Consider the following 24,024-nt stretch of genomic DNA (forward strand, 5'->3'; position numbering starts at 1 on the left):
GGCGGGGCGTTGACAGCGCAGGCCAATCATGTAGCATCCTTATTGGCATACCATTTGGGAATGCATTTGATGGGGATCGTTATGGAAGCACGCAAGTCTCCCCCCGTCCTGCAAGTGCAGGGCGTGGACATTCGCTATGGCGGAAACCTGGTGGTTTCCGGGGCGTCCTTCGACGTTCGAGAGGGCGAGTTCGTGACGCTGCTGGGCCCGAGCGGCAGCGGCAAGACATCGCTGCTGAGGACGATTGCCGGCTTCATGCCGGCCAGTGCCGGCCAGATCCGGTTGCGCGGCGAGCCGATGGAAAAAGTCCCGGCCTACCAGCGCGACGTCGGCCTGGTGTTCCAGAACTACGGGCTGTTCCCTCACATGACGGTGGCGGGCAATCTGAGTTTCGGGCCACGCATGATGAAGGTGCCCGCAGCCGAGATCGAAGCCCGCGTCGCCGAGGTCCTCGCTCAAGTCCGGCTGGAGCGGCTGCGGGAGCGGTATCCCCATGAACTGTCCGGCGGCCAGCAGCAGCGCGTGGCCATCGCGCGGGCGCTGGCCATGCGGCCTTCGCTGTTGCTCCTGGACGAGCCGATGTCCAACCTGGACGCGAGGCTGCGTTCCGAGATGCGCGTGGAGCTGCTCGTCTTGCTGAAGCGGCTGGGGATGACCGCCGTGGCGGTGACCCACAACCAGGAGGAGGCGCTCGGGATGTCGGACCGCATCGTGGTCATGGCCGAGGGCGGCATCCGCCAGGTGGGAACACCCGCGGACATCTACCTGCACCCCGCTGATTCCTTCGTGGCCAACTTCGTCGGTGACGCCAATGTCGTCGAAGCGCGGCACGTGGGCTTTGCGCCGGACGGCGATTCGCTGTACCGCTGCGCCGAGGGAATGGTGATCCGGGGGACGGCTGCCGGGGCGCAGCATGGGCAGACGACGCGCCTTCTGATCCGGCCGGAACTGATCGAAGTCGACGTCACGGGCAAGGAGGCCGGCAGCGATTCCATGAGCGGACTGGCCGCTCGTATCGTGAGCACCGCGTACATGGGAGCCTTCACCGAGATCAGGGCGCGGGTGGGCACGGAGCGGCTCCTGGTCAAGTTGCCAGCTGGGGTGCATGCGCCGGCATTCGAAGTTGGCCAGCCGGTTCTCATGCGATGGGCACCAGAGGCCGTGAAGGTGTTGCAGCCATGAGCCGCACGGCAACTACCGTCCTCCCTGTCCACTCAGGCAACGGGCCTCCGGGCGAGGTGCCATCGATTCGCGCCCCGAAGGTCGCGGGCTCGCTGCAGAGATGGCTGCTGCTGGCGCCTGCGTTGCTCGTGCTCGGCGTGTTCGCCATCGCGCTGCTCGACCTGCTGAACTGGAGCTTCTACAGCGGCGGCAAGCTGGGCGCGGCACCCAGCGGCGAGATGGGCTGGGCTACCTACAGCCGCATCCTGGGCGACCCGCTCTACATGGGGGCCATCCTCGCCACGATCCGCCTGTCCGCAGTCTCGACAGTGTGCAGCCTCGCGCTCGGTCTGCCGGTCGCCTACTGGATCGTGCGCACCGAATCGAGCCGCGTCAGGGCGCTGCTCATCATCCTGGTGGCGGTCCCGTTCATGACGAGCCTCATCGTCCGCCTCTATGCGCTGCTGCTGGTGCTGGGCAACAGCGGCCTGCTCAACACCTTGTTCCAGGCGATGGGCTGGATCGCGGACAACGACTTCGTCGCGCTGGTGCGCAATGAGATCGGCGTTTCCATCGGGCTGACCTATTTCGTGCTGCCCTTCGTCATCTTCACGCTGGCCGGCAGCTTCCGCCGGTATGACCGCACGCTGGAAGACGCCGCGCAGAACCTCGGTGCCGACGAGGTGGTGACCTTCGTGCGCATCACGCTCCCGCTGCTGGCGCCCGGCATCCTTGCCGCTTGCACGCTGGCCTTCGTGTTGGCGGGCACCGCGTTCGCCACGCCCCTGATCCTCGGCGGCAGCGCCGTGCGAATGGTGGCGAACGTCATCTACGACCAGGCGATGTTCGCGCAGAACATGCCCGTGGCCGCCGCGCTGAGCGTGCTGGCCCTGTTGTTCACCATTGCCTGCCTCTACGCAGCCGGGCGCCTGTCCCACGGGAGGAAGCATGCGTAAACACCGCAACCGCGCCCATCGCGCCCGCCGCTCGCTGGCCTTCGGCGCCGTCTGGGCCCTCAGGACTGCCGCGTTCGGCTTGCTGTTCCTTCCTATCCTGCTGGTGGTCCTGCTTTCCTTTTCCGGCGATGCCTACACCACGCTCCCGCCGCAGAGCTATTCGCTGCGCTGGTACGCGAACGCGATTTCCAAGGGCGAGTTCGTCGAGAGCTTCATGACGAGCGTGCAGGTCGCGGCGCTCGCCACGCCGCTGTCGGTGGTGATTGGGACACTCGCAGCCTACGGCCTGTGGAAGTACCCGCGTCCCGGCGCGCGGGCCCTGGAGTCCCTGCTGATGGCGCCGATCCTGCTGCCGCTGGTGGTGACCGGGCTGGCCTTGCTGGTGTTCTTCAACCGGGGGTATCTCTACACGGGGCTGTGGAGCATCGTGCTGGCCCACGTGATCGTCACCTTCCCCTACAGCTTCCGTTCGGTGCTGGCGGTGCTCGCGCGCTACGACAGGCAGCTCGACGAGGTCGCGGCATCGCTGCGCGTGCACCCGGCCACGGCCTTCTGGCACGTGACGCTTCCCATGATCCGGCCGGGCCTCTTCGCCGGCGCCTTGTTTGCGTTCGTCATGTCCTTCGACGACTTCGCCACCACGATCTTCCTGATCACGCCAGGGACGAAGACCCTGCCCATCGCCATCTATCAGTACATGGAATTCAATCTCGATCCCACCGTGTCGGCGGTCTCCGCCATGCTGGTGCTGCTGTCGGTCGTCGGCGTGCTGGTGATCGACAAGGTCCTGGGCATGGATCGTTTCATCGGGCTGCGTGCCTGAGACAAGTTGAGACAAGTGACAAGGAAAGAGCAAATGGAATCATCAAACCTGACACCCCTGGAAGGACCTTGCGTCTGGACCGGCGAGGCGCTGGCTGCGGCTGAAGGCTGGAGCTCGGTCCTGAGCGCCGACGAGGCCGCCGCCCTGAAGCGCGCTGCCCGCGCGGTCATTGCCAGCGGCAAGCCGCTGGAGGCGGTGCGGCGCAGCGACTTCCAGGTGCCGCAGCTGCAGTCACGCTGGGTCCGGATCAGCCGCGAACTGGAGCACGGGCACGGCTTCGTCCTGGTCCGTGGCGTGCCCGTGGAAGACCTGTCGGACGAGGAATGCAAGTTCCTGTTCTGGGGGATCGGGCACCAGCTGGGCGCGCCGGTGTCGCAAAGCCGCCTGCAGAACTACATCGCCGAAGTCAGGGACGTCGGCGAGAAGATGGGGCAGGCCACCACGCGCGCCTATCGCGCGGGCGGGCCGCTGCGCTTCCACACCGACCAATGCGACGCGCTCGCTCTGCTGTGCCTTCGCGAGCCCGTCTCCGGCGGCCACAGCCGCGTGGTGAGTTCGGCGGCCATCCACAACGAGGTCATCCGGCGCAGGCCCGACATGCTGCCGGTTCTCTACGCGCCTTTCTGCTTCAGTCGCCAGGGCGAGGAAGTGGAGGGTGAGGCGCCGTGGTACGAGAGGCCCGTCTTCGACCGGGGCGCGGACGGCAGCTTCACCAGCCTGTTCTCGCTCTCCTTCATCGAGAGCGCGCAGCGGCTGCCCGAGGTGCCGCGACTCACCGCGATACAACGCGAGGCGCTGGAGCTGGTTGCGCAGCTGGCCGATGAACTGAGCACGACGATCGAGCTGCGCAAGGGGGACATGCAGTTCTTCAACAACCACGTCGTCTACCACTCGCGCACCGACTACAAGGACCACGAGGAGATCGCGAGAAGGCGTACGCAGCTGCGGCTCTGGCTGGCCACGCCCGACAGCCGCCACCTGCCCGACGGCGCAAGCGTGTTCTTCGGCTCGACGCAGCCTGGCGCGATGCGGGGCGGCGTCATGCCTCCATCGGGGCGGCGCTTCGCCTTTGCAGACTGGCGCAGCGCTGGCTGGACGGATGCCGAGCTTCGCATGTTCAGAGGCGGTCATGCTGCATGAGCGCGCGGGGGGCTTCGACGAGGAAGAGGGCCGTGCGTTTCACGATAGACTTCGTGCGGACCCCCTCCCGAACTCACCGCAGCCAGTCAGTCGTGCACGCATCATGAGCAAATCTACGGAAGCCGATCGTGTCTTCAACGGCATCGTCACTGATATCCTGGCCGGCGCGATCCGTCCCCGGGAGCGGCTTTCCGAACGCGAGCTGGTGTCCCGTTTCAAGGTGAGCCGCACGCCGGTGCGTGAGGCCACCAAGCGGCTGCTGGAGCGTGGCTTCATCGAGACCGGTCCGCGCGGCGTCGCCGTCGTCGTCGACGTCAGCTCCGAGGAATTGCGCCAGCTCTATGCCTTGCGACTGCAACTGGAGAGCACGGCGGCGCGCGAGATCGTGGCGAACATCACCCCGCAGGAGATCGTTTCGCTCAAGCAGATCAACAAGGAGTTCAAGCAGGCGCTGGAGCAGCGCGACCTCGTGAGGATGCTCGAGGTTCGTGCCGACTTCCACGCACTTCTCGGCAGGGCCACGCGCAACCGATGGCTCGGAGAGGTGTTGGTGATGTTGCGCGACAAGGCCTATGTCGTTCGCCACTATCACTGGCAGGATTTCGACCGCGCTTCAGCGACCCTGGACATCCACAACCAGATGATCAAGGCGCTCGAGGCCAAGGACACCGAGGTGTTCGTGCAACTGGTCTGCCAGCAGATCAGTGCGGCCATCGCCACCTACGAGAACCGGCTGCAGGCGCCGTCATGGAGCGCTTCCGCCGGCGCGATGCCGGTGGTGGTGGCCAAGACGCCCCGGCCCAAGCAGCCACCCGGCCGCGCCGCGTCGAAGACGGTGAAGCCGAAGCCTGCGGCCAAGCCGGTGCGCGGCAAGGCCGTCGCCTGACACCGACGGGGGCGGCGAACGCACCCGCCTCGCCCCACGCCGCTCAGAGTGCAGCAATTGCCTGGAACTCGATCAAGAGCCCTGGGTCCGCCAGGTGGTTGACTTCGACGATCGTGCTGGTGGGTAGCCGGTCCTTGAAGAACTCCATGCGCGCCGCAACGATCTCCTTGAACTGCCGCACGTCCGTCGTGTAGACCACGATCGAGACGATGTCCTCGAGCGTGCCGCCCGCGGCTTCCAGGACGGTGCGCATGTTCCGGATGCACTGGCGCGTCTGCTCGGCCATGTCGCCCGGTCCGACGAGCTTGCCATCGCCATCGCGCGCGAGCTGCCCCGAGAGGAAGATCAGGGACGAGGGCTTGTCGACGCGAATGAAATGGTGATAGACGGTCTTGCGCACATTGGCCAGGCCGGCGGGATCTCCGCGTGTGATTTCGCTCATGTTGTTCAGTCCTTTCTTGGGTTGATGATTCAGTGCGCGTCGAGCCAGCGGACCACGCGGTCCGGCTGCGCGTCAGGTCGTCGCGGGATGGGTCGCTGCGGATTCGGATAGCCCACGTTGATCACGCCGACCACGTGGGCGCCCGGCGCGTCCAGCCCGACGAGGGCGGCAACCTCGGGAGACTCGGCCAGTGCGCCCGTGGTGAGCAGGGAGCCGACTCCCGCATCCGCGAGCGACAGCAGAAAGTTCTGGACGGCGGCCGCGGTGGCGAATTCCTCCTCCCTGGCCACGACCCTGGGGTTGTCCAGCGTGGGCACGCACGCGACCACGACGTTCACCGGCGCATCCTGGGCGCGCTGGGCCGCGCGCGCTACATCGCGCTCCGTGCGCCGTGCCGCGGCCTCATAGGCGCTGACCAGCCTGTGGCGTGCGTCGCGCGTGATCACGAAGAAGCGCCAGGGGGCGGTGCGGTGGTGGTTGGGCGCCAGCACGGCGTCGGCCAGCGCACGCTCGATGACGTGGCGAGGCACGGGCTCGTCCACGTAGGCGTAGACCGAGCGGCGGCGCTGGGCCAGCTCGCCGAAGGAGCTGGGTGCGGGCCCGGCGGGATTGACAGAAGCGTTCATGATGTTCAGGATACTCAAATGGTATGCCAATAATACATACCATATCCCGAACCGTCCACTTCACAACGAGGACCCCGCCATGAAACTGCACACCTGCCTCCGGCGATCCGCCATCGCCATCGCCGCCTTCGCCGCCCTCCACGCCGCAGCACAAACCCGGGAGGTCGTGCTGGCCACCTGGGGAGGAACCTGGGGCAAGGCCATCGCGGAGCAGGCGATCGCACCTTTCGAGAAAGCCACCGGCGTGAAGGTGAAGGTCATCTCCGGCGTATCGCTCGCGAACATCCAGATGATCTCGGCCCAGCGGGCCAGCCCGAAGATCGATCTCGTGATGGCGACATCGCAGGATGCCGTGACCGCGTACGACGACGGCCTGCTCGCGACGCTGGACCCGAAGGAAATCCCCGTCCTGGCCAGCTTGCCGGCCAGCGGGCTGCGCCGCGACGCGAGCGGCGCGGTCAAGTTCGCCGGCATGTGGGTGTACCCCTACGGCATCGTCTACCGCACGGACAAGGTCAAGACCGAAATCAAGTGCTGGAAGGACCTCTGGCGCCCCGACCTGCGCAACAAGGTCGGCGTCTCCTCCCCCAAGTACATGAACGGCTTTTTCCTGCTCATGGCGAACAAGCTCGCCGGCGGCACGGAGGCTGACGTGAAGCCCGGCCTGGAGCTCGTGAAGACGATGGGCCAGAACCTGGTGGCGGTGGTGGACGATTCCGCCGGGCAGCAGCGCCTGCTGGCGCAACAGGAAGTCTGGGCCGTGCCCATGGTGTCGAGCCCCGCCTACAAGATGATCGACGAAGGCGTGCCCGCGAAGTTCGCAATCCCGTGCGAGGGCGCGCCCGCCGGCATGGACGTCATCGCCCTCGTGAAGAACGGGCCCAATGCCGCCGACGCCAGGAAGTTCGTCGACTTCTACCTGAGCCCGGAGACGATCGCCAACGTCACGCGGGAACTGAAGATCACACCGGTCAACCGCAACGCGAAGATCACGCCCGAGCACGCCAAGTACACGCTTGCGGACGCGGAGTTCCAGAAGCTGATCGTGTTCGACGAGCAGGCGACCGCGGCCGGCCGAGGCAAATGGCAGGACGCGTGGGACCGCGAAGTCGCTCCCCTGACGCGGCGTTGATTCCGGCCATGCCCCACATCACAGCCAACGGCGTGCGGACCTTCTACCGCACGCTCGGGGAGGGCCCGCCCCTCCTGCTGATCGCCGGGAATGGGATGGACCACACCGCATTCGACGAGCAGTTGCCGGTGTTTGCAGAGCACTTTCGCTGCATCGTGTACGACCTGCGCGGCATCGGGTCGAGCGAGGTGCCGGAGTCAGGCTACACGCCCGCCGAAATGGCGAAGGACGCGTTGGCGCTGATGTCGGCGCTGGAGATCGATCGGGCCCACGTCGCCGGCTATTCGCTGGGCGGGGCCATCGCGCAGGAAATGGCGCTGGCGCAGCCTGAGCGCGTGCTTTCCCTGTCGCTGTACTCCAGCTACGAGCGGCCGCTGCCCTACATGCGGCTGCGCTACGACATCCTGATCAAGGTGGTCGAGGAGACGACGCCCGAGCTCTGGGCCATGTACAGCGCGTTCTCCGCCTTCGGGCCGGAGTTCATCAATGCGCATGAGCGTGCGCTTCGGGATGAGATCGCGAAGCGGGTCGATCGATGGAGGCAGGGCGACGCGCCCTCGCGCACGGGACTGGCCGGCCACTACCGGGCCATCCTTGCGCATGACACGTCCACCCGCCTGGGCGATATCCGCTGCCCGACCTGGATCGCAGTGGGCTCCACCGATGCGGTGACGCCGGCCTGGCATTCGCAGCGCATGCACCAGCTGATCGCGGGTTCCACGCTGACCGTGTTTCCCGACAAGCCGCATCGGATCCTGAACTTCGAGGCCGCCGGGTTCACTCGCAGCGCTCTGGAGTTCCTCCTGAAAAATCGGAGTCCTTGACTGGCATACCAATACGGCATATATTTCCCCATCGATTCACCAACACCAGCTGAAAGATCATGGACAAGATCATCATTTCTTCGGACTCCCACGTGTTCGAGCCGACCGACCTCTGGAAGAACACCCTGGGCAGCCGCTTCGGCGACAACCTGCCCCAGGGCGTCACCAACTTCGAGGGCCACGAGGGCAACTTCTTCTACGTCGGACGGCCGGGCGAAGCGGCGCGCCTCGAAGAGCTGGTTTCCGACGACGGCAAGGACCGCCGCCTGGACGACCTGGCCAAGGCCGGTTCCGATCCGGTCTACCGCCTCGAACTTATGGACAAGGACGGCATCTACGCCGAAGTCCTCAACCCGACGTGGGGCCTGTGGATTCCCCGCATGGCCGATGGCGCCGCGCGCAACGCCTGCGCCGAGGTCTTCAACGACTGGATCCAGGAGTACTGCTCGCAGAACCTGAAGCGCCTGCTGGCCGTCGCGATGATCCCGATCGTCGATGTCGACTGGGCCGTGAAGGAGCTCGATCGCGTCGTCAAGCGCGGTGCCCGGGCCATCATGATCGGCACCAATCCGGTGGACGGCGCCGCTCCCTATCGCGACCGCAAGTACGACAAGTTCTGGGCTGCCGCCCAGGAGGCGGAACTGCCGGTCACGCTGCACATCGTCACGGGGCGCGTACGCGACCCCTTCACCTATCACGGCGACAAGGAGCGGGAGAACATCCCGGCCAGCTTCCTCGACCTGTTCTACGAGGTGCAGCCCGCGCTGGCCAACGAATTCATCTTCGGCGGCATCTTCGACCGCTTCCCGCGCCTGAAGATCTTCCTGTCCGAGTACGACGCGTCCTGGCTGCCGATCCTGAAGTACCGCCTCAACCGCATCCAGACCTTCCCCGGCTTCGATCACCTGCAGAAGAAGCCGGCGAGCCGCTACGTCGAGGAAAACATCTACGCCGGCATCATCAACGATCCGCTGGCCGCCAAGCTGCGCAACGAGATCGGCATCGACCGGATCATGTGGGGCTCGGACTTCCCGCACCCGCCCTGCCCCTATCCCAACACGACTCAGAACATCGATCGCATCCTCAACGAGCTCTCGCCGGAGGACCGGTTCAAGGTGGTGGCGGGCAACGCGGCCAAGTTGTTCAAGATCGACCTGTAGGCGCTGGCCATGAGAAGGATCCTGGAGATCGCGGGCTGCACGCTGATCGACGGCACCGGGCGCGCGCCGATACCCGACGCGACGCTGCGCGTGGTCGACGGCCGCATCGCGGCCGTATGGCGCAACGGCGAGCGCCCGGCCGACCCGCAGGGGCCGGCCGAACAGGTGGTCCAGGCGCGGGGCAAGACGGTGATCCCGGGCCTGATCGACGCGCATTGCCATATCTCCTACGGCGAGGGCAAGACGGCCGAGGAAGTTGACATCTATGGCGGCCCGGAGTGGGCCGCGGTGCGCGCGGTCTGGAATGCGCAGAAGGTGCTGCAAAGCGGTGTGACGAGCTTCTGCGATCCAGGCTCCACCTGGAACGTGGCGGTCACTTGCCGCGACGCCATCAACAACGGCATGTTCGACGGCCCGCGCATCCTTGCGGCCGGCCGCCACATCAGCGCCGACGGAGGCTTCGCCGACTACTTCCCCAGCTGGCTCGGCATGCCGGTCTCCGCCGAGGGTGTGCTGTGCTCGACGAGCGACGAGATGCGGCGCGAGGTGCGGCGCCAGGTCAAGAACCGCGTCGACCTCGTCAAGATCAGCGGCGACAGCCAGGCCCAGGACACGCGCCTCGATGCCGGGCCGTGCTTCTCCGCCGAGGAACTGTCGTGCATCGTCGACACCGCACATGGCCTCGGCCGCAAGGTCACCATCCACTCGCGCTACGCGAAGACCGTGGCTGCCGCCGCGCGAGCTGGCGTGGATTGGGTGATTCACGCGTCCTACATGGATCCCGGCGACATCGGACTCCTGCTGGACCGGCAGGTCCCCATATGCGCCACCATGACCTACACCGCCAACATCGTGCAGCACGGGCGCGACGTGGGCGTCGATCCCAACTACATCGAGGTCAAGAAGCGCGAGCTCGACGCGCTGGTCAAGGCTCACCGCAAGGCGATCGAGGCCGGTGTGCCGATGATGGCCGGCTCGGAGGCGGGCTTTGCCGTCACCCCCTACGGCCAATGGCACGCACGCGAGATCGAACTGATGGTCGAGCTGCTGGGCATGAAGCCCCTCGATGCCATCACGGCAGGCACTTTCAACAATGCGAAGGCCTTCGGCTGGGAGCAAGAGGTAGGCAGCCTGCAGCCGGGCCGCTGGGCCGACCTGCTGGTGCTGGACGGAGATCCCATGGCGGACATCCGCGTGCTGAGCGATCGCAAGCGCATTGCTGCGGTCTACAAGGGCGGCGAGCTCGTGCCGCGGGCAGACTCCCTTCCGACCCGCCGCCGCATGGGGCACGAGCGATCGCTTGCGGTCTCGAGCGTCCCACTGAACAGGTGAGTCAAATGGAAGTCATCGAATCAAGCGCCGTCGAGGTCGAGGCTGAAGCCGGCGACTGGCTGCAGGCAACGGTCTGCGAGGCCGTGAAGCTCACCCCCGACACCCTGCTGGTGCGCCTCAGGTCGGCCACCGGCGACCCGTTGCCCCCGCATGAGCCCGGCGCCCACGTGGCGTTGAAGTGCGGCGAAGGCGTGACGCGCCACTACTCGCTCACCGGCGCGCGCCGGCACGCGGGGCTGTACGAGTTGGGCATCAAGCGCGCGGAAAACAGCCAGGGCGGCAGCCGATGGGTGTTCGACCACGTGGCCGTCGGATCGCGGCTGCTCATCTCCAGGCCGCGCAACCACTTCCCGCTCGTCGCGCAGGCGGGGCAGTTCCTGTTTCTCAGCGGAGGCATCGGCGCGACCCCGATCATCTCCATGCTGTACGAACTGCAGGCCAGGGGCATTCGGGCGCGCCTGGTGCACATGTGCCGCTCGCGCGCGGACCTGGGCTTCCAGGCCTGGCTGTCGGAAGTGGCGGCCTTCCACGACGTGCACCTCCACTTCGATGCCGATGCGGGGCTGTTCGACCTCCAGGCCGAGCTGGGCCGCGCGCCTGCCGAGACCCACGTCTACTGCTGCGGACCGACAGGGATGATGGACGCGGTCCGCCAGCACGGCGAAGCCGTGGGCCGTGCCGAGCGCTTCCACTTCGAATACTTCGCCGCACCGCAGGTGCAGCGCGACGAGGCGCAGGACGGCGAGTTCACGGTGGTGCAGGCCAGCACCGGCCGCAGGATCGCGGTCCCGAAGACCAAGACCATGCTGGCGGCCCTGCGCGAGGCCGGCCTCCCGATGAAGAGCGAGTGCGAGTACGGCGTCTGCGGCTGGTGTGCCGTGGGGGTGAAGGAGGGCGTCCCAGCCCATTTCGACTCCTACCTGACGGCCTCGGAAAAGGAGGCCAACAAGCTGGTTCTTCCTTGCGTGTCGCGTTGCACCAGCGCGACCATCACGCTGGACATCTAGCCCTGACACACCCTGACGTCATTCATAAGCAGAACCAGGAGCTCCCATGAGACTCGCCACTTTTTCCCTTCGCTCGTCGCCCGAGAGGCAGCTTGTCGGTGTGCTGCGCGGTGACCGCCTGCTGGAAGTCGACGCGCCGTCCATGAAGGCCTTGCTCGCCCGTGGCCGCGAGGCGCTGGATGCGCTCGCGGGCAAGGTCGAAACCTGGCCCGGTCCGGGGCATGCCCTTCAGGATGTCCATTTCCTGCCGCCGGTGCCGGACGCCAACAAGTTCCTCTGCGTCGGCAAGAACTACCGCACCCACCTCGAGGAGCTCAAGAGGACGGACCTGATCAAGGAACTTCCGAGCGAGCCGACAGGCTTCGTGAAGCTCAACGACGCGCTCACCGGCCACGACGCCGAGGTGGTGCGCCCGGCCACGGTCATGCGCCTGGACTACGAGCCCGAGCTGGTCTTCGTCATCGGCAAACCCGCCCACAACGTGAAGCCGGACGATGCAATGTCCTATGTGGCGGGCATCACGATCCTCAACGACCTCACATGCCGCGACACGCAGAAGCGGGAAGTCGCGTCGGGTTCGCGCTTCTGGACGGCAAAGAATGCGCCGGGCTTCGGTCCCCTGGGGCCGTTCATCATCACGATGGAGGAAGTGCCTGATCCGTATGACATCTGGGTCACCTGCAGCGTGAACGGCGAACAGCGCATGCGCGTCAACACCAGCGAACAGATCTGGAAGCTCTCGCGGATCATCGAGCACTTCTCGCGCCTGGTGCCGCTGTTGCCGGGCGACATGTTCTCCACCGGTGCCCCGGGCGGGGTCGCCGTGGGCAAGGCGAATGCCGAGGACTTGTTCCTGAAGCCGGGCGACGTCGTCGAATGTGCGTTCGAGGCGCCCGCCATGGTCTTGCGAAACCGGATCGCCGCTGCCTGATCCAACGCCCGTGCTCCTCGCCCGCAGCGGCTGCTTCTCCACGTTCAACACGAAAGCTCCACCATGAATGGTCTTCCAACTTCCGCTCTCAGTCGGCGCTCGGTCCTGGCGCTCGGCGCCTTGAGCGCCTCCGGCCTGGTACGGGCCCAGGAGCCCGAGGGCACGCTGCGCCTGGTCGTTCCCTTCGCCGCCGGCTCCACCATCGACGCGCTGGCACGGCTGATCGCCAACAAGCTGCCGGAGGTTTCCAGGCACAAGGTCGTGGTGGTGGACAACCGGCCGGGAGCGGCGGGCATCCTGGGCACGTCCTTCGTCGCCAAGGCCAAGCCGGATGGCCGGACCTTCCTGATCCAGGCCAACGGCCTGACGACGACACCGGCAGTGCGCAGCGACCTTCCCTACGACCTGCAGAAGCACCTGGCGCCGCTCACGCTCGTCGGCCTGGCGCCCTATGGGCTGGTGGTGCCGGGCGACTCGAAGTCTCAAACCCTGGCCGAGGTGTTTAGTGCGGCGCGCGCGTCCAGGCAGCCGATCGCGTTCGGCACCAGTGGCCCCGGCAGCCAGAGCGAGTTCGTCCTGGCGCAGATCGCCAAGGCGGCGAAGGTGGACTTCCTCAAGGTGCCGTTCAAGGGGCAGGCCGACATCATGCTGGCGGTCATGGGCGGGCATGTGCAGATGGCCATGATCAACATGCCCTCGGCCATCAAGCAGGCGAGCGATCGCAAGGTGAAAATCCTCGCGACCATGACGGACAAGCGAACGCCCGCCACGCCGGACGTGCCGACGCTGACGGAGGCCGGCATCCCCGGCATCAACGAGAGTGCCTGGTACGGCCTGCTGACCACCGCTGGCACGCCGGCACCCGTGGTGGACGCGCTGAGCAAGGATCTGCTCAACGTGCTGGGCCTGCCGGATGTGCGCGCGAAGCTCACCGAACTCGGCATCGACATCGTGGCGAGCACGCCGGCGCAGTTCAGCGATCGCATTGCGGGCGAGCTCAGCCGCTACCAGGCGATCGCCAAGGAAGAGAACATCAAGGCCGAATAAGGCACCGGAGACCCCATGAACGCAGTAGTCAACGCAAATCGCAACGCCACCAAGGTGGCGATTATCGACCTCACCGATCTGCGCAGCCCCGATATCGAACGGCGCAAGCGGTTGGGTGGCGAGATCGCGCGCGCCTGCCGCGAGGTCGGCTTCTTCTACATCGTGAACCACGGCATCCCGAAGGCGAAGATCCAGCGGATGTTCGAGATCGCCCAGAAGTTCTTCGGCTTGACGGGCGAGCAGAAGCAGCAGCTCTCGATGGCGAACAACAATTCCTACCGCGGCTACCTGCCGATGAAGACCACCGGCAACGACCCGACCATGAAGGGCCTGCTGCTGGAGGCCTTCCATGCCTGGCAGGAGCATGCGCCGGGCGACCCCGGCGTCGCAGCGGGCAAGCCGTTGCACGGCGTCAATGTGTGGCCCGCGCAGCTGCCCGGCATGCAGGAGGAGGTGATGGATTACGCGGGCATGGTGACCGCGCTCGCGCGCGATCTCATCGGCATCGCGGCGCTCGGCATCGGCCTGCCGCAGGACACCTTCCTGCGCCACTTCGACGAGCCCCTGTCGCTGCTGCGCCTCATCCACTACCCGCCGCAGGAACCCTCCGAAACGGAAGGCCGCTTCGGCACCCGTCCCCACACCGACAACTGCGCGTTCACCATCCTGGCGCAGGACGACACCGGTGGCCTGGAGATCATGGGCGAAGACGGCGAATGGGTAGGCGTGCCGCCGGTCGCGGACAGCTACGTCATCAACCTCGGCGAGGTGATGAAGATCTGGACGAACGGGATGTTCATGGCCACCCCGCACCGCGTCATCAACCGCTCGGGCAAGGAGCGGTACTCGATTCCGTTCTTCATGAATCCCACCCACGACGCGCTGGTCCGCCCCATCCTCGAGGACGCAGGGACGGGCAAGGCGGAGCCCGTGTTCCACACGACCGTGGGGATCGAGGAGGGGCTCACCAGCGGCGAGATCCTCATGCGCCTGTACAAGAGGATCTGGCCCTCCATCGACGGCCAGCGGGTCAACTGAACCCGCTGGTGATCGCCACGCGCAGGAGCCCTCTCGCGCTCTGGCAGGCCAGGGAGGTCCAGCGCAGGCTGCAGGCGAGCGGAAGGCCCGTTCGGCTCGAGCCGATCACGACGACCGGCGACCGCATCCTGGACCGCGCCCTCGACAAGGTGGGCGGCAAGGGGTTGTTCCTCAAGGAGATCGAACAGGCCCTGCTGCAGGGAAAAGCCGATCTCGCCGTGCATTCGCTCAAGGACATGCCCATGGCGCTGCCGGCGGGCTTCAGGCTCGCCGCGGTGTTGCCGCGTGAAGATCCTCGGGATGCATTGGTCGCCAGCGGCGGGCAAGTGCTGGCCGAGCTGCCGGAAGGCGCGCGCGTCGGCACCTCGAGCCTGCGCCGCGCCATGATGCTGAGCCGCATGCGCCCGGACCTGCAGATTGCGTTCATCCGAGGGAACGTCGAGGGTCGCCTTGCCAAATTGGCGTCCGGCGAGTTCGCCGCCATCGTGCTGGCACTGGCCGGGCTGCGGCGCCTCGGCCTGGAGCAGCGTGTCACGGAAGTGTTCGAGCCGTCTCGCATGCTGCCTGCCGTGGGGCAGGGCGCCATCGCCATCGAAACGTGCAGCGGCCGGTGCGACCTGGAGGAGATCATTGCGCCGATGAACGACCGCTGCACCGAGCTCTGCGTGTCGGCGGAGCGGGCCGTGGGGCGCCACATGGATGCAGGCTGCTCGCAACCCTTTGCCGCCTACGCGCGCCTGAGCGCCGGTGTCATGCACCTGGAAGCCGCGCATCAAGGCCAGGGCGGCGCCGAGCCGCGGTTCTCCATGGCCAGCGCGCCGGTCAGCCAGGTGGAGCAGGCGCTCAGCCTGGGCGAAGAGGTCGCCGCCAGGCTTCGCAAAACCTGAAGGCGGCCGCCTTCTCCTACCGCCAGCGCACGACGCCCGCGGTGCCCGGCTGCGGCCGCTTGAACAACTCGCGTTCGGAGTCCCTGTATCCGACCTGCAGCACGCCGACGACGCGGCCACCCTCGATGCCGGCGGCCTGTTCCACCTCGTCGGAAAGCTGCAGCGGCGATGAGCTCATCGCGCAGGATAGCTGCATGGAGGTGAGGGCCAGCATCAGGTTCTGCGTTGCCGCCGCGGTCGCGAACTCCTCCTCGAGGGGGCGCACCCTCGGATGGCTGACATCGGGGACGCACCCGATCACCACCATCACGGGCGCATCGAAGGCCCGGCACCGCGCCCGGCCCGGGTGCCAGCCGATGCGCACCGCTGCCTTCTCGTAGGCAGTGGCAAGTTCGGCGCGAGCGCTGCCGCGGAACACAGTGAAGCGCCAGGGCCGCGTGTGGTAGTGGCTGGGCGCCAGCACGGCCATTTGCAGCGCACGCTCGAGCAGATGCCTGGGCACGTCCTGGTCCAGATAGAAATAGACGGAGCGACGCTGCCGGACGATGTCCTCGAAGACGGACGACAGGTCGACGCGGCTCACGGGTTCCTCGATGTCGATGGTCATGGGATGTTCCTGTTTCGGCGATGCTGAGGATACCGTGAAGGTATACCAAACGTCAAGAACCTGGATTTCGCGCATTGACGCGAATTTATATGTGGACCAGAATGGCATGCCAATAAGGGATAAGGAAGAGCCCGCGATGAAGATCAGTCCGATTGAAGGTGCTTGCGTATGGGACCGGCGTTCCGTCGAACTCGACGACCTTGTCGTCCGGATTCCCCCTGACTGCGTCGAGGAGGCCCTGGATGCCGTGCGCGCCGTCCAGGCGCGCGGACTGCCGCTCCAGCAGATCCATCGCGCGAGCTTCCCGCTGCCGCGATTCGGTGAATGGTTGCTGCAGGTGCGCCGCGAGCTGGAGGTTGGCCGCGGCCACCAGCTCCTGCGCGGCCTCGGCCTCGAAAGCCTGACGCAGGAAGAGATCCGTACCCTGTACTGGGGCGTCTGCGTCCACCTCGGCATCCCCTTGTCGCAGAGCCGGAACGGCGAGTTCCTCGGCGAGGTGCGGGACGTCGGCGTCAAGAAAGGCGAGGCCGACTCACGGGCCTATCGCACCGGCGGTGCGCTGCGCTTCCACATGGACCGATGCGACATCCTCGGCCTGCTGTGCGTGCGCGAGGCCCGAAGCGGCGGCCTGAGCATGGCGGTCAGCTCCGCGGCGGTGCACAACGAAGTGTTGCGGCGGCGCCCCGACCTGATGGAAACGCTCTACCAGCCCTTCTACTTCAGCCGCCAGTCCGAGCAGGTCGAGGGAGAACGGCCCTGGTACGCCGGGTCGGTCTATGCCGTGCTCGACGGCAAGTTCATGAGCCAGTTCTCGCTGACCTACATCGAGTCGGCGCAACGCTATCCGGAAGTGCCGCGCCTCACCCCATCCCAGGAAGAGGCGATCCGCCTCGTGGCCACGGTCGCCGAAGAGCTCTGCATCACGTTCCAGATGCAGCCCGGCGATATCCAGCTCCTGAACAACCACGTGATGTACCACGCGCGCACGAACTACGAAGACCACGCGGACCCGGCCAGGATGAGGCTCCTGCTGCGGACGTGGCTCACCACACCCGACAGCCGCCGGCTTCCGCGCGAGCGCGAAGAGGTCTGGGGCAGCACCGAGCCGGGTGATGTTCGCGGCGGCGTGACGCCTCCCACTGGCCCCCGCTTTGCATTCAAGGACTGGACTGGCGCGGGCTGGCCGGAGAACCGACATACCCCACCACTGGAGCCCCCATGGAAATCCTGAAGCAACCCATTCATCATCCGAGCGCCTGGAAGGGCAGCGACTTCCGTTCGAAGGAGGACATCACGCTGCACTTCGAGGCGGAGCATCTCGAAGAGATCGATCGGACCCTCCAGGCCGCAGTACAAGCCGGCTTGCGGCTGGAGACCGTCGAGCGCCAGCACTTCGAGCTGCCTCGCACGGCATCGCTCCTGCGAGCTGCGCGCGAAGCGCTTCGCCTTGGCCGCGGCATCGTGATCCTGCGCGGGATCGACGTCAGCCGCTACAGCCTGCCCGAGCTGGAGATGATCTACTGGGGCATCGGCACTCACCTCGGTCTGGGTGTGTCGCAGAGCGTACTTGGCGACCGGCTGGGCCATGTCCAGGACAAGACGGCAACGGATCCCCATGCACGTGCCTACCGCAACAAGCAGGAACTCACACCGCACACCGACACGTCGGACATCGTCGGCCTGATGTGCATACGCACCGCGCGCGAGGGCGGGATCTCCATTGCGTCCAGCGTGGCGGCGGTACACAACGCGCTCCTGGCGCAATTCCCCGACTATCTCGAGCCCCTGTATGAAGGCTTCCCGTACCACCGCCGCGGCGAGAACCTGCCCGGCGAGGCGCCGATCACGCCACATCGCATTCCGGTGTTCTCCTATGTGGAGGGGCAGCTGAGCTGCCGGTACACACGTTCCTACATCGAGACCGCTGCGCGCGAAGGCGGTGCCCCGCTCAGCCAGCTGCAGGTCGATGCACTCAACTGCCTCGAGCGCTTGACCTACGAGTTCGCATTCGAGTTCCAGCTCGATCCAGGCGAGATCTATCTGCTCAACAACTACACCGTGCTCCATGCGCGCACTGCATTCGAGAACTGGCCCGAGCCGGAGAAGGCACGGCTTCTTCTGCGCTTGTGGTTGACGGCGGACGACTGGCGCCCTCTCGATCCCCGCATCAATGCGACACGCAGCGGGATCGCGGCGCAGCAAGGAAAGCTGCCGTCGTTCGAACGCTCATTCGGCTCCGGCCGCATTGCGACTCAGCGCAACTGAGTCCGAACCACCAGCATCAACCAGGAAAGGAGTCTCGTATGAGAATGAAGCGTCTTCTGAGCGCCACGATCGTGGCTGCGGCAGGGATCGTACTGGCCGGCATCCCGGGGCTTGCTCCGGCGCAGGCCTATCCCACCAAGACCGTGACGATCATCAATCCCTTCGCTGCCGGAGGATCACTGGACGTCATGGCTCGCCTGCTCGCAGAGCAGATGACTCAAAGCCTGGGCCAGCCTGTCGTTGTCGAGAACAGACCGGGTGCCGGCAGCACGATCGGCACCGCCCTGGTCGCGCGCGCGCGCCCCGATGGGTACACCCTGCTCATCACTGCCGCCAACATCGTCTCGGCGCCGGCGCTCGGTGCGCCTGTCAACTACGACTGGAAGAAGGACTTCGCGCCGGTGACCAAGCTCGGCAACATCGCGCAGGCTTTGGCCGTGCCGGAGGACCTGCCGGCAAAGACCATGAAGGAATTCGTTGCTCTCGCGAAGTCGACGCCTGGGGGATTGAGCGTCGGCTCGCTGGGTCCGGGCAGTGGCGGTCACATCAACGGCAAGCGACTCGAACAGGTCACGGGGGTCGCGCTCACGGACATCCCGTTCAAGGGCATGGCCGAAACGATGACCGCGCTCGCCGGAGGCCACATCCAGCTCGCCTTCGGGAACCTGCCGGAGGTACTCACCTATCAACGCGGTGGGCGAGTTCGGCCCATTGCGATCGCAATGCCGACACGCTCCGAACTCGCGCCCGGTGTTCCGACGATGGCCGAGTCCGGTTACGCGAGCGTGGCCATCGTGCCGTGGTATGGCGTGCTGGCTCCTGCCGGAACACCCCCGGACGTGGTGGCGAAGTTGCAGCGGTCATTCGTTGCGGCCCTTGCGCATCCTGCCGTCGTGGGACGTCTCAAGGAAATGGCGATCACGCCCATCGGCAGCTCGCAGGATGAGTTCCGACGGGAACTTGAAGCCGAACACGCGATGTACGTCAAGATCGGAAAGGAACTGGGCGTCAGCTTCAAGTAGAGATCTTCAGCGGCCTTCTGCCGTCGAGGCGAACAGCGCGGAGTTGGGAGTCGCGCTCCCCGCGTCGCGCCGAATGCATACCTATCACCTAAACCGCGACATGCGCGTTTACAACATGCGGGAGATATCTGGCATCCGCACCGCGGTTTTTGTGCAAATCTCACGCACCATCGCACCAGCACATATCGCGAACATTCGATGAACGACCAGGCCCACCCTCCGTACGCTGCGCGCCGTGGCGGCGCATCCCGCGCTCGCACCCCTTGGCTCCACCGCAGCGCGGCAACGCCGCGTTCCCGCTGGTGAGCGAGGGCAGGCTGCCCCCACAGCCACCCGCGCCTGGTGCGACCCGCGCGGCCATCCATGCGGCCGCGTGGGTTCTCACGCTGTGCACGCTGCCGGCGCTGGTCATCGTGCCGCTGACGCTGTATCAGCAACTCACCCTCTCGGTTGCAATCTTCATCGCGGCACTGGTCGTGAACCGGTTCGCCGGCAGGTTCGCGACCCTGGCGCTGATGTTCATGTCCGTGGTGGTGTCCTCGCGCTACTTGTACTGGCGCATCACCGACACGATGTACATGGACCATGCGCTCGACCTGGTCCTGGCCTGGGGCCTGCTGCTCGCCGAAATCTACGCCTTCGTGGTGCTGCTGCTCGGCTATCTGCAGACCGTCTGGCCGCTCGGGCGCGCGCCCCATCCGTTGCCGGCGGACCGCAACGCCTGGCCCGTCGTCGACGTGCTCATACCCACCTACAACGAGCCGCTGGCGGTGGTGCGGCCGACCGTGCTGGCAGCGCTGTCGATGGACTGGCCGCGCGACAAGCTGCGCATCCACCTGCTCGACGACGGCCGCCGCGAGGAGTTTCGCGCGTTCTGCGAGGCGGTTGGCGTGGCCCACGTCACGCGCAGCGACAACCGCCATGCCAAGGCCGGGAACATCAACGCGGCGCTGAAGCACACCGGCGGCGAGTTCGTCGCGATCTTCGATTGCGACCATGCGCCGGTACGCTCCTTCCTGGAGTTGACGATGGGCTGGTTCGGGCGCGAGCCACGCCTCGCGATGGTGCAGACGCCGCACTACTTCTATTCGGCCGACCCTTTCGAGAAGAACCTCGGCACCTTCGGCACGGTGCCCAACGAAGGCGAGCTGTTCTATGGGCTGATCCAGGACGGCAACGACCTGTGGAACGCCTCCTTCTTCTGTGGTTCGTGCGCAGTCCTGCGGCGCAGCGCCTGCGAACAGGTCGGTGGCATCGCCGTCGAGACGGTGACCGAGGACGCGCACACCGCCCTCAAGCTGCACCGGGCAGGCTACGACACCGCCTACCTCGCGATTCCGCAGGCGGCCGGCCTGGCCACCGAGAGCCTGTCGGGCCATGTCGGCCAGCGCATCCGCTGGGCGCGAGGCATGACGCAGATCTTCCGCACCGACAACCCGCTGCTCGGCCGCGGGCTGAGCTGGGCGCAGCGGCTGTGCTACCTCAACGCGATGTTGCACTTCCTCTACGGGCTGCCGCGGCTCATCTACCTCACCGCGCCGCTCGCGTACCTGGTGTTCGGCGCCAGCGTCATCCATGCCTCGGCCGCGATGATCTTCGCCTACGCGCTGCCGCACATCCTCCATGCCAACCTGACCAACAGCCGTGTGCAGGGGCGCTTCCGCTATCTCTTCTGGAACGAGGTGTACGAGGCGGTGCTGGCGTGGCACATCTTCCGCCCGACGCTGATGGCGATCATCAACCCGAAGCTGGGTGCCTTCAATGTGACGGCCAAGGGCGGATTGATCCGGCGCCGCTACTTCGACACACAGATCGCCAGGGCCAGCATCTTCCTGCTGCTGCTCAACTTCATCGGCGCGGGCTTCGGGCTGTGGAGGCTGACCTGGGTGGAAGAAGAGCGCATCGCCACCGTATGGCTCAACCTGGCCTGGACGTTCTACAACCTGGTGATCCTCGGCGCCTGCGTGGCGGCCGCCAACGAATCGCGCCAGATGCGTGCCGCGCACCGCGTGACGCTGCAGATGCCGGCGGTGGTGCACATGTCGGGCCAGGCAAGCGTGGCTTGCCGGACCTTCGACTTCTCCGCGAGCGGACTGGGGATCGACCTGCCCGCCGGCATGCACTACCCCCACGACGCCGCGCTGGAGGTGTCGCTGTTCGACGGGGAGGTCGAACACCGCTTTCCCGCCACCGTGCGATTCAGCCGCGACAACCGGCTGGGACTGCGCTTCGAAGGCCTGAGCCTGGCGCAGGAACAGGCGCTCGTGCGCTGCACGATCTCGCGTCCGGACATCTGGTCGCGGCGCTGGGGCCGGCACCCGCGGGCAGGTGCCATCGGCGTGCTCGCGCACATCGCGCGCATCAGCGCCGTCGGCTTCAAGGACATGTTCGCGCATTACCGCGACGCCGTGGCCGGAAGGCTGCGTTCGCCAGCGGCCGCGAGGCGCTCGGCCGATTCGAGGGAGTCGACCTGATGCCGGCTCCCAAGCTGCTGCTCGCCGTGATCCTGGTCTCGATGGGGTGCGGCGCGGCGCAAGCGCAGGTGCAGCCGGCGCACGATCCGGCGCACGTTCCGGCGCCGCATGCCACGGCGAACCCTGCCGCCGGCGCCGTGCGGGAAATGAGCCTTGCGCAGCTCGGCGTCGACTACGCGATCACGCTGCGCGGCACCCAGGCCAGCGTCGGAATTCCGTTCAGCGTGCGTGGCGACGAGCTGGTGACGGCAGCCTCGCTGCAGCTCCACTACTCGTACTCGCCCGCACTGCTGCCCGAGCTCTCGCACCTCGCCGTGACCGTCAACGACGTGGCGGTGGCGACATTGCCGCTGCCGCGCGAGGGCGCGGGCCAGCCGCGCAGCGCCACCATCCCCATCGACCGCCGCCTGGTGGGCGACTACAACCGCATCAACATCGAGCTCATCGGCCACTACACGCGCGAGTGCGAAGACCCCGCCCACTCCAGCCTGTGGGCGAAGGTGGACGCATCGAGCAGCCTGCGCCTGACGGCCGAGCCCTTCGCAGCCCATGCCGACCTCGGCACGCTGCCCGTGCCCTTCTTCGACCCGCGGGATCCGCGCCGCCTGCGACTGCCTTTTGTCCTTGGCGATAACGGCTTCCCGACGCTCGAGGCCGCGGGCATCGTGTCTTCCTGGTTCGGGGCGCTGGCGGGCTACCGCGGGGCCGTGTTCCCGGTGTCGGCGGGTGTGCTGCCGGCCGATTCGAATGCCGTGGTCTTCGCGATGCCCGGCACCACCGTCCCTGGGCTGCAGTTGCCTGACATCCAGGGACCGGGCCTCGCCGTGATCGACCGGCCGGGCGATCCGATTCGCAAGCTGCTGCTCGTCATGGGCCGCAACCCGGCCGAGTTGCGCACGGCCGCCGCCGCGCTTGCGCTCAACAGCCGCGCCCTGAGCGGCAGCACGACAGCCGTCGCCAACTTCCAGGAGCCGCCCGTGCGCCGGCCCTACGACGCGCCGCGCTGGATCGCGGGCGACCGGCCGGTGCGGCTCGGCGAACTCGCCGCGGCCGAGGACCTGAACGTGGAGGGCTACACGCCGGACGTGGTCAAGGTCAACCTGCAGGTGCCCCCGGACCTCTTCGCCTGGCGCTCGCGCGGCATCCCGCTCGAACTCGGGTACCGCTACACGCCGAGGGCCCACGCCGACCAGTCGACCCTCAACATCAACCTCGGCGAAAACTTCATCGGTTCGCTGCCCCTGCGCGCGGCCAACCCGAACCCCTGGTGGAACCCGTTCGCGCGCACGCTGCTGCCAGACGGCACGGCCGGTGAACGCAAGACCATCCACCTGCCGCCGCTCGCGCTCGGCGCCCGCAGCCAGCTGCGCCTGCACTACTACTTCCAGCCCGATGCCGGACCCTGCAAGGCGCTGCTGGGCAACGTGCGCGGCAGCATCGATGCCGACTCGACCGTCGACATCTCGCGCCTGCCCCACTACCTGGCGATGCCCGAGCTGGCTGCCTTCGCCAACGGTGGCTTTCCGTTCACGCGCCTGGCCGACCTGGCCGACACCGCGGTGGTGCTGCCCGATGCGCCGGGGCAGGCGGACCAGGAGATCTTCCTTGCGCTCATGGGCCAGCTCGGCAATGCGACCGGCTATCCGGCGCTGCGGGTCTCGGTCGGCGGTGCGTCGAAGGTGTCGCAATGGGCCGGCAAGGATCTCCTGGTGCTCGGCAGTCTCCAGGGCCAGCCTCTGTTCGCGCAATGGGCCGGGCGCATGCCGCTCGCGCACGGCCATGGCGTGCAGGCGTTCCGGGTGGGCACGTGGTTCGACGAGGCCTTGAAGTTCGTGGCCGGCACGCGCCGGCGCGAAGACCTCCCCTCGGTCGCGCAGATGGCCATCTCGGTCGGTGGGCAGGATGCCGCGCTCGCGGGCTTCGAATCGCCGCTTGCGGCAGGCCGAAGCGTGGTGGCGGTGGTCGCCAGCGCCGAGTCGCAGTCCGCGCTGCTGAACGCGATGATGTCGCCGGAGATGCTTCGCCGCATCCAGGGCAGCACCTCGATCGTGCGGGGCACCGAGGTCCACAGTCTGCTGGGCGGCGAGACCTACTACGTGGGCCGCCTGCCCCCCGTCGCCTGGGTGCAGTGGAAGCTCTCGCGCAACCCCCTGCTGCTGGCCGGGCTGGTTCTCGCGCTGGCATTCATCGGCGCCGGGGCCGCGTACTTCAGCCTGCAGCGGCGCGCGCACCGGCGGCTGCGGGAAGGGCCGCCGTCGTGAGCG

At 66.8% G+C, this 24,024-nt stretch carries 22 protein-coding genes; 19 read left to right on the plus strand and 3 right to left on the minus strand.

Features of this window, described 5'->3' with window-relative positions:
* Positions 1 to 9 precede the first annotated feature (9 nt).
* From E5P3_RS00765 to E5P3_RS00785, 5 genes are read left to right on the plus strand one after another with little or no spacing between them, the layout of a single operon-like run.
* A complete protein-coding gene (locus tag E5P3_RS00765) occupies positions 10 to 1,182 on the plus strand; it encodes an ABC transporter ATP-binding protein (RefSeq protein ID WP_232072932.1) in 1,173 nt (390 codons plus the stop codon).
* The gene (locus tag E5P3_RS00770; RefSeq protein ID WP_162584249.1) at positions 1,179 to 2,117 is read left to right on the plus strand and encodes an ABC transporter permease; all 939 of its coding nucleotides are present in this window, start codon (positions 1,179 to 1,181) and stop codon (positions 2,115 to 2,117) included. Before E5P3_RS00765 ends, E5P3_RS00770 begins: the two co-directional genes overlap by 4 nt.
* Positions 2,110 to 2,940, plus strand: a complete 831-nt coding sequence (locus E5P3_RS00775) for an ABC transporter permease (RefSeq protein ID WP_162584250.1) — start codon at positions 2,110 to 2,112, stop codon at positions 2,938 to 2,940. The genes E5P3_RS00770 and E5P3_RS00775 overlap by 8 nt, the downstream gene beginning before the upstream one ends.
* Before the next feature lie 33 nt (positions 2,941 to 2,973).
* Entirely contained in the window at positions 2,974 to 4,080 is a 1,107-nt protein-coding gene (locus tag E5P3_RS00780) for a TauD/TfdA family dioxygenase (RefSeq protein WP_162584251.1), read from the plus strand.
* Positions 4,070 to 4,966, plus strand: coding sequence for a GntR family transcriptional regulator (locus E5P3_RS00785; protein ID WP_162584252.1), 897 nt, complete (start codon positions 4,070 to 4,072; stop codon positions 4,964 to 4,966). Before E5P3_RS00780 ends, E5P3_RS00785 begins: the two co-directional genes overlap by 11 nt.
* A gap of 43 nt (positions 4,967 to 5,009) precedes the next feature.
* Here the strand turns inward: E5P3_RS00785 and E5P3_RS00790 are convergent, their stop codons facing one another.
* Both E5P3_RS00790 and E5P3_RS00795 read right to left on the minus strand, forming a co-directional pair.
* The gene (locus E5P3_RS00790; RefSeq protein ID WP_162584253.1) at positions 5,010 to 5,408 is read right to left on the minus strand and encodes a RidA family protein; all 399 of its coding nucleotides are present in this window, start codon (positions 5,406 to 5,408) and stop codon (positions 5,010 to 5,012) included.
* A 29-nt stretch (positions 5,409 to 5,437) separates the two neighbouring features.
* Positions 5,438 to 6,034 (minus strand): nitroreductase family protein, encoded by a 597-nt coding sequence (locus E5P3_RS00795; RefSeq protein ID WP_162584254.1) that lies wholly within the window; start codon positions 6,032 to 6,034, stop codon positions 5,438 to 5,440.
* A gap of 79 nt (positions 6,035 to 6,113) precedes the next feature.
* Here E5P3_RS00795 and E5P3_RS00800 point away from each other — a divergent pair, with 79 nt between their 5' ends.
* The 9 genes from E5P3_RS00800 to hemC all read left to right on the plus strand — a co-directional run bounded on the left by E5P3_RS00800 (position 6,114) and on the right by hemC (position 15,392).
* Positions 6,114 to 7,166 (plus strand): extracellular solute-binding protein, encoded by a 1,053-nt coding sequence (locus E5P3_RS00800; protein WP_162584255.1) that lies wholly within the window; start codon positions 6,114 to 6,116, stop codon positions 7,164 to 7,166.
* Between the two features lie 8 nt (positions 7,167 to 7,174).
* Positions 7,175 to 7,990, plus strand: a complete 816-nt coding sequence (locus tag E5P3_RS00805) for an alpha/beta fold hydrolase (protein ID WP_162584256.1) — start codon at positions 7,175 to 7,177, stop codon at positions 7,988 to 7,990.
* Positions 7,991 to 8,049: 59 nt separating this feature from the next.
* Positions 8,050 to 9,150 carry an amidohydrolase family protein gene (locus E5P3_RS00810; protein ID WP_162584257.1) on the plus strand — a complete coding sequence of 367 codons (1,101 nt, stop codon included), beginning with the start codon at positions 8,050 to 8,052 and terminating at the stop codon, positions 9,148 to 9,150.
* Between the two features lie 9 nt (positions 9,151 to 9,159).
* On the plus strand, positions 9,160 to 10,482 hold the full coding sequence (locus E5P3_RS00815) for a metal-dependent hydrolase family protein (protein WP_162584258.1): 1,323 nt from the start codon (positions 9,160 to 9,162) through the stop codon (positions 10,480 to 10,482).
* 5 nt (positions 10,483 to 10,487) lie between these two features.
* The gene (locus tag E5P3_RS00820; RefSeq protein ID WP_162584259.1) at positions 10,488 to 11,489 is read left to right on the plus strand and encodes a PDR/VanB family oxidoreductase; all 1,002 of its coding nucleotides are present in this window, start codon (positions 10,488 to 10,490) and stop codon (positions 11,487 to 11,489) included.
* 46 nt (positions 11,490 to 11,535) lie between these two features.
* Entirely contained in the window at positions 11,536 to 12,420 is an 885-nt protein-coding gene (locus E5P3_RS00825; RefSeq protein WP_162584260.1) for a fumarylacetoacetate hydrolase family protein, read from the plus strand.
* A gap of 63 nt (positions 12,421 to 12,483) precedes the next feature.
* A complete protein-coding gene (locus E5P3_RS00830) occupies positions 12,484 to 13,467 on the plus strand; it encodes a Bug family tripartite tricarboxylate transporter substrate binding protein (protein ID WP_162584261.1) in 984 nt (327 codons plus the stop codon).
* Positions 13,468 to 13,482: 15 nt separating this feature from the next.
* On the plus strand, positions 13,483 to 14,505 hold the full coding sequence (locus tag E5P3_RS00835; RefSeq protein ID WP_162584262.1) for an isopenicillin N synthase family dioxygenase: 1,023 nt from the start codon (positions 13,483 to 13,485) through the stop codon (positions 14,503 to 14,505).
* An 8-nt stretch (positions 14,506 to 14,513) separates the two neighbouring features.
* On the plus strand, positions 14,514 to 15,392 hold the full coding sequence (hemC, locus tag E5P3_RS00840) for a hydroxymethylbilane synthase (RefSeq protein WP_232072934.1): 879 nt from the start codon (positions 14,514 to 14,516) through the stop codon (positions 15,390 to 15,392).
* A gap of 16 nt (positions 15,393 to 15,408) precedes the next feature.
* Here the strand turns inward: hemC and E5P3_RS00845 are convergent, their stop codons facing one another.
* Entirely contained in the window at positions 15,409 to 15,999 is a 591-nt protein-coding gene (locus E5P3_RS00845; protein WP_162584263.1) for a nitroreductase family protein, read from the minus strand.
* Between the two features lie 136 nt (positions 16,000 to 16,135).
* Here E5P3_RS00845 and E5P3_RS00850 point away from each other — a divergent pair, with 136 nt between their 5' ends.
* The 5 genes from E5P3_RS00850 (at position 16,136) to bcsB (ending at position 24,021) form a co-directional block, all read left to right on the plus strand.
* Positions 16,136 to 17,230: a TauD/TfdA family dioxygenase gene (locus tag E5P3_RS00850; RefSeq protein WP_162584264.1), complete on the plus strand. Its 1,095-nt coding sequence runs from the start codon at positions 16,136 to 16,138 to the stop codon at positions 17,228 to 17,230.
* Complete coding sequence (locus tag E5P3_RS00855; RefSeq protein WP_162584265.1) at positions 17,218 to 18,264, plus strand: TauD/TfdA family dioxygenase; 1,047 nt, start codon at positions 17,218 to 17,220, stop codon at positions 18,262 to 18,264. The genes E5P3_RS00850 and E5P3_RS00855 overlap by 13 nt, the downstream gene beginning before the upstream one ends.
* A 44-nt stretch (positions 18,265 to 18,308) precedes the next feature.
* Positions 18,309 to 19,286, plus strand: coding sequence for a Bug family tripartite tricarboxylate transporter substrate binding protein (locus E5P3_RS00860; RefSeq protein WP_162584266.1), 978 nt, complete (start codon positions 18,309 to 18,311; stop codon positions 19,284 to 19,286).
* Between the two features lie 302 nt (positions 19,287 to 19,588).
* Positions 19,589 to 21,760, plus strand: coding sequence for a UDP-forming cellulose synthase catalytic subunit (bcsA, locus tag E5P3_RS00865; protein ID WP_443083273.1), 2,172 nt, complete (start codon positions 19,589 to 19,591; stop codon positions 21,758 to 21,760).
* Positions 21,760 to 24,021 carry a cellulose biosynthesis cyclic di-GMP-binding regulatory protein BcsB gene (bcsB, locus tag E5P3_RS00870; RefSeq protein ID WP_162584267.1) on the plus strand — a complete coding sequence of 754 codons (2,262 nt, stop codon included), beginning with the start codon at positions 21,760 to 21,762 and terminating at the stop codon, positions 24,019 to 24,021. Before bcsA ends, bcsB begins: the two co-directional genes overlap by 1 nt.
* Positions 24,022 to 24,024 lie beyond the last annotated feature (3 nt).

The sequence above is a fragment of the Variovorax sp. RA8 genome (assembly GCF_901827175.1).
Taxonomy (GTDB): domain Bacteria; phylum Pseudomonadota; class Gammaproteobacteria; order Burkholderiales; family Burkholderiaceae_C; genus Variovorax.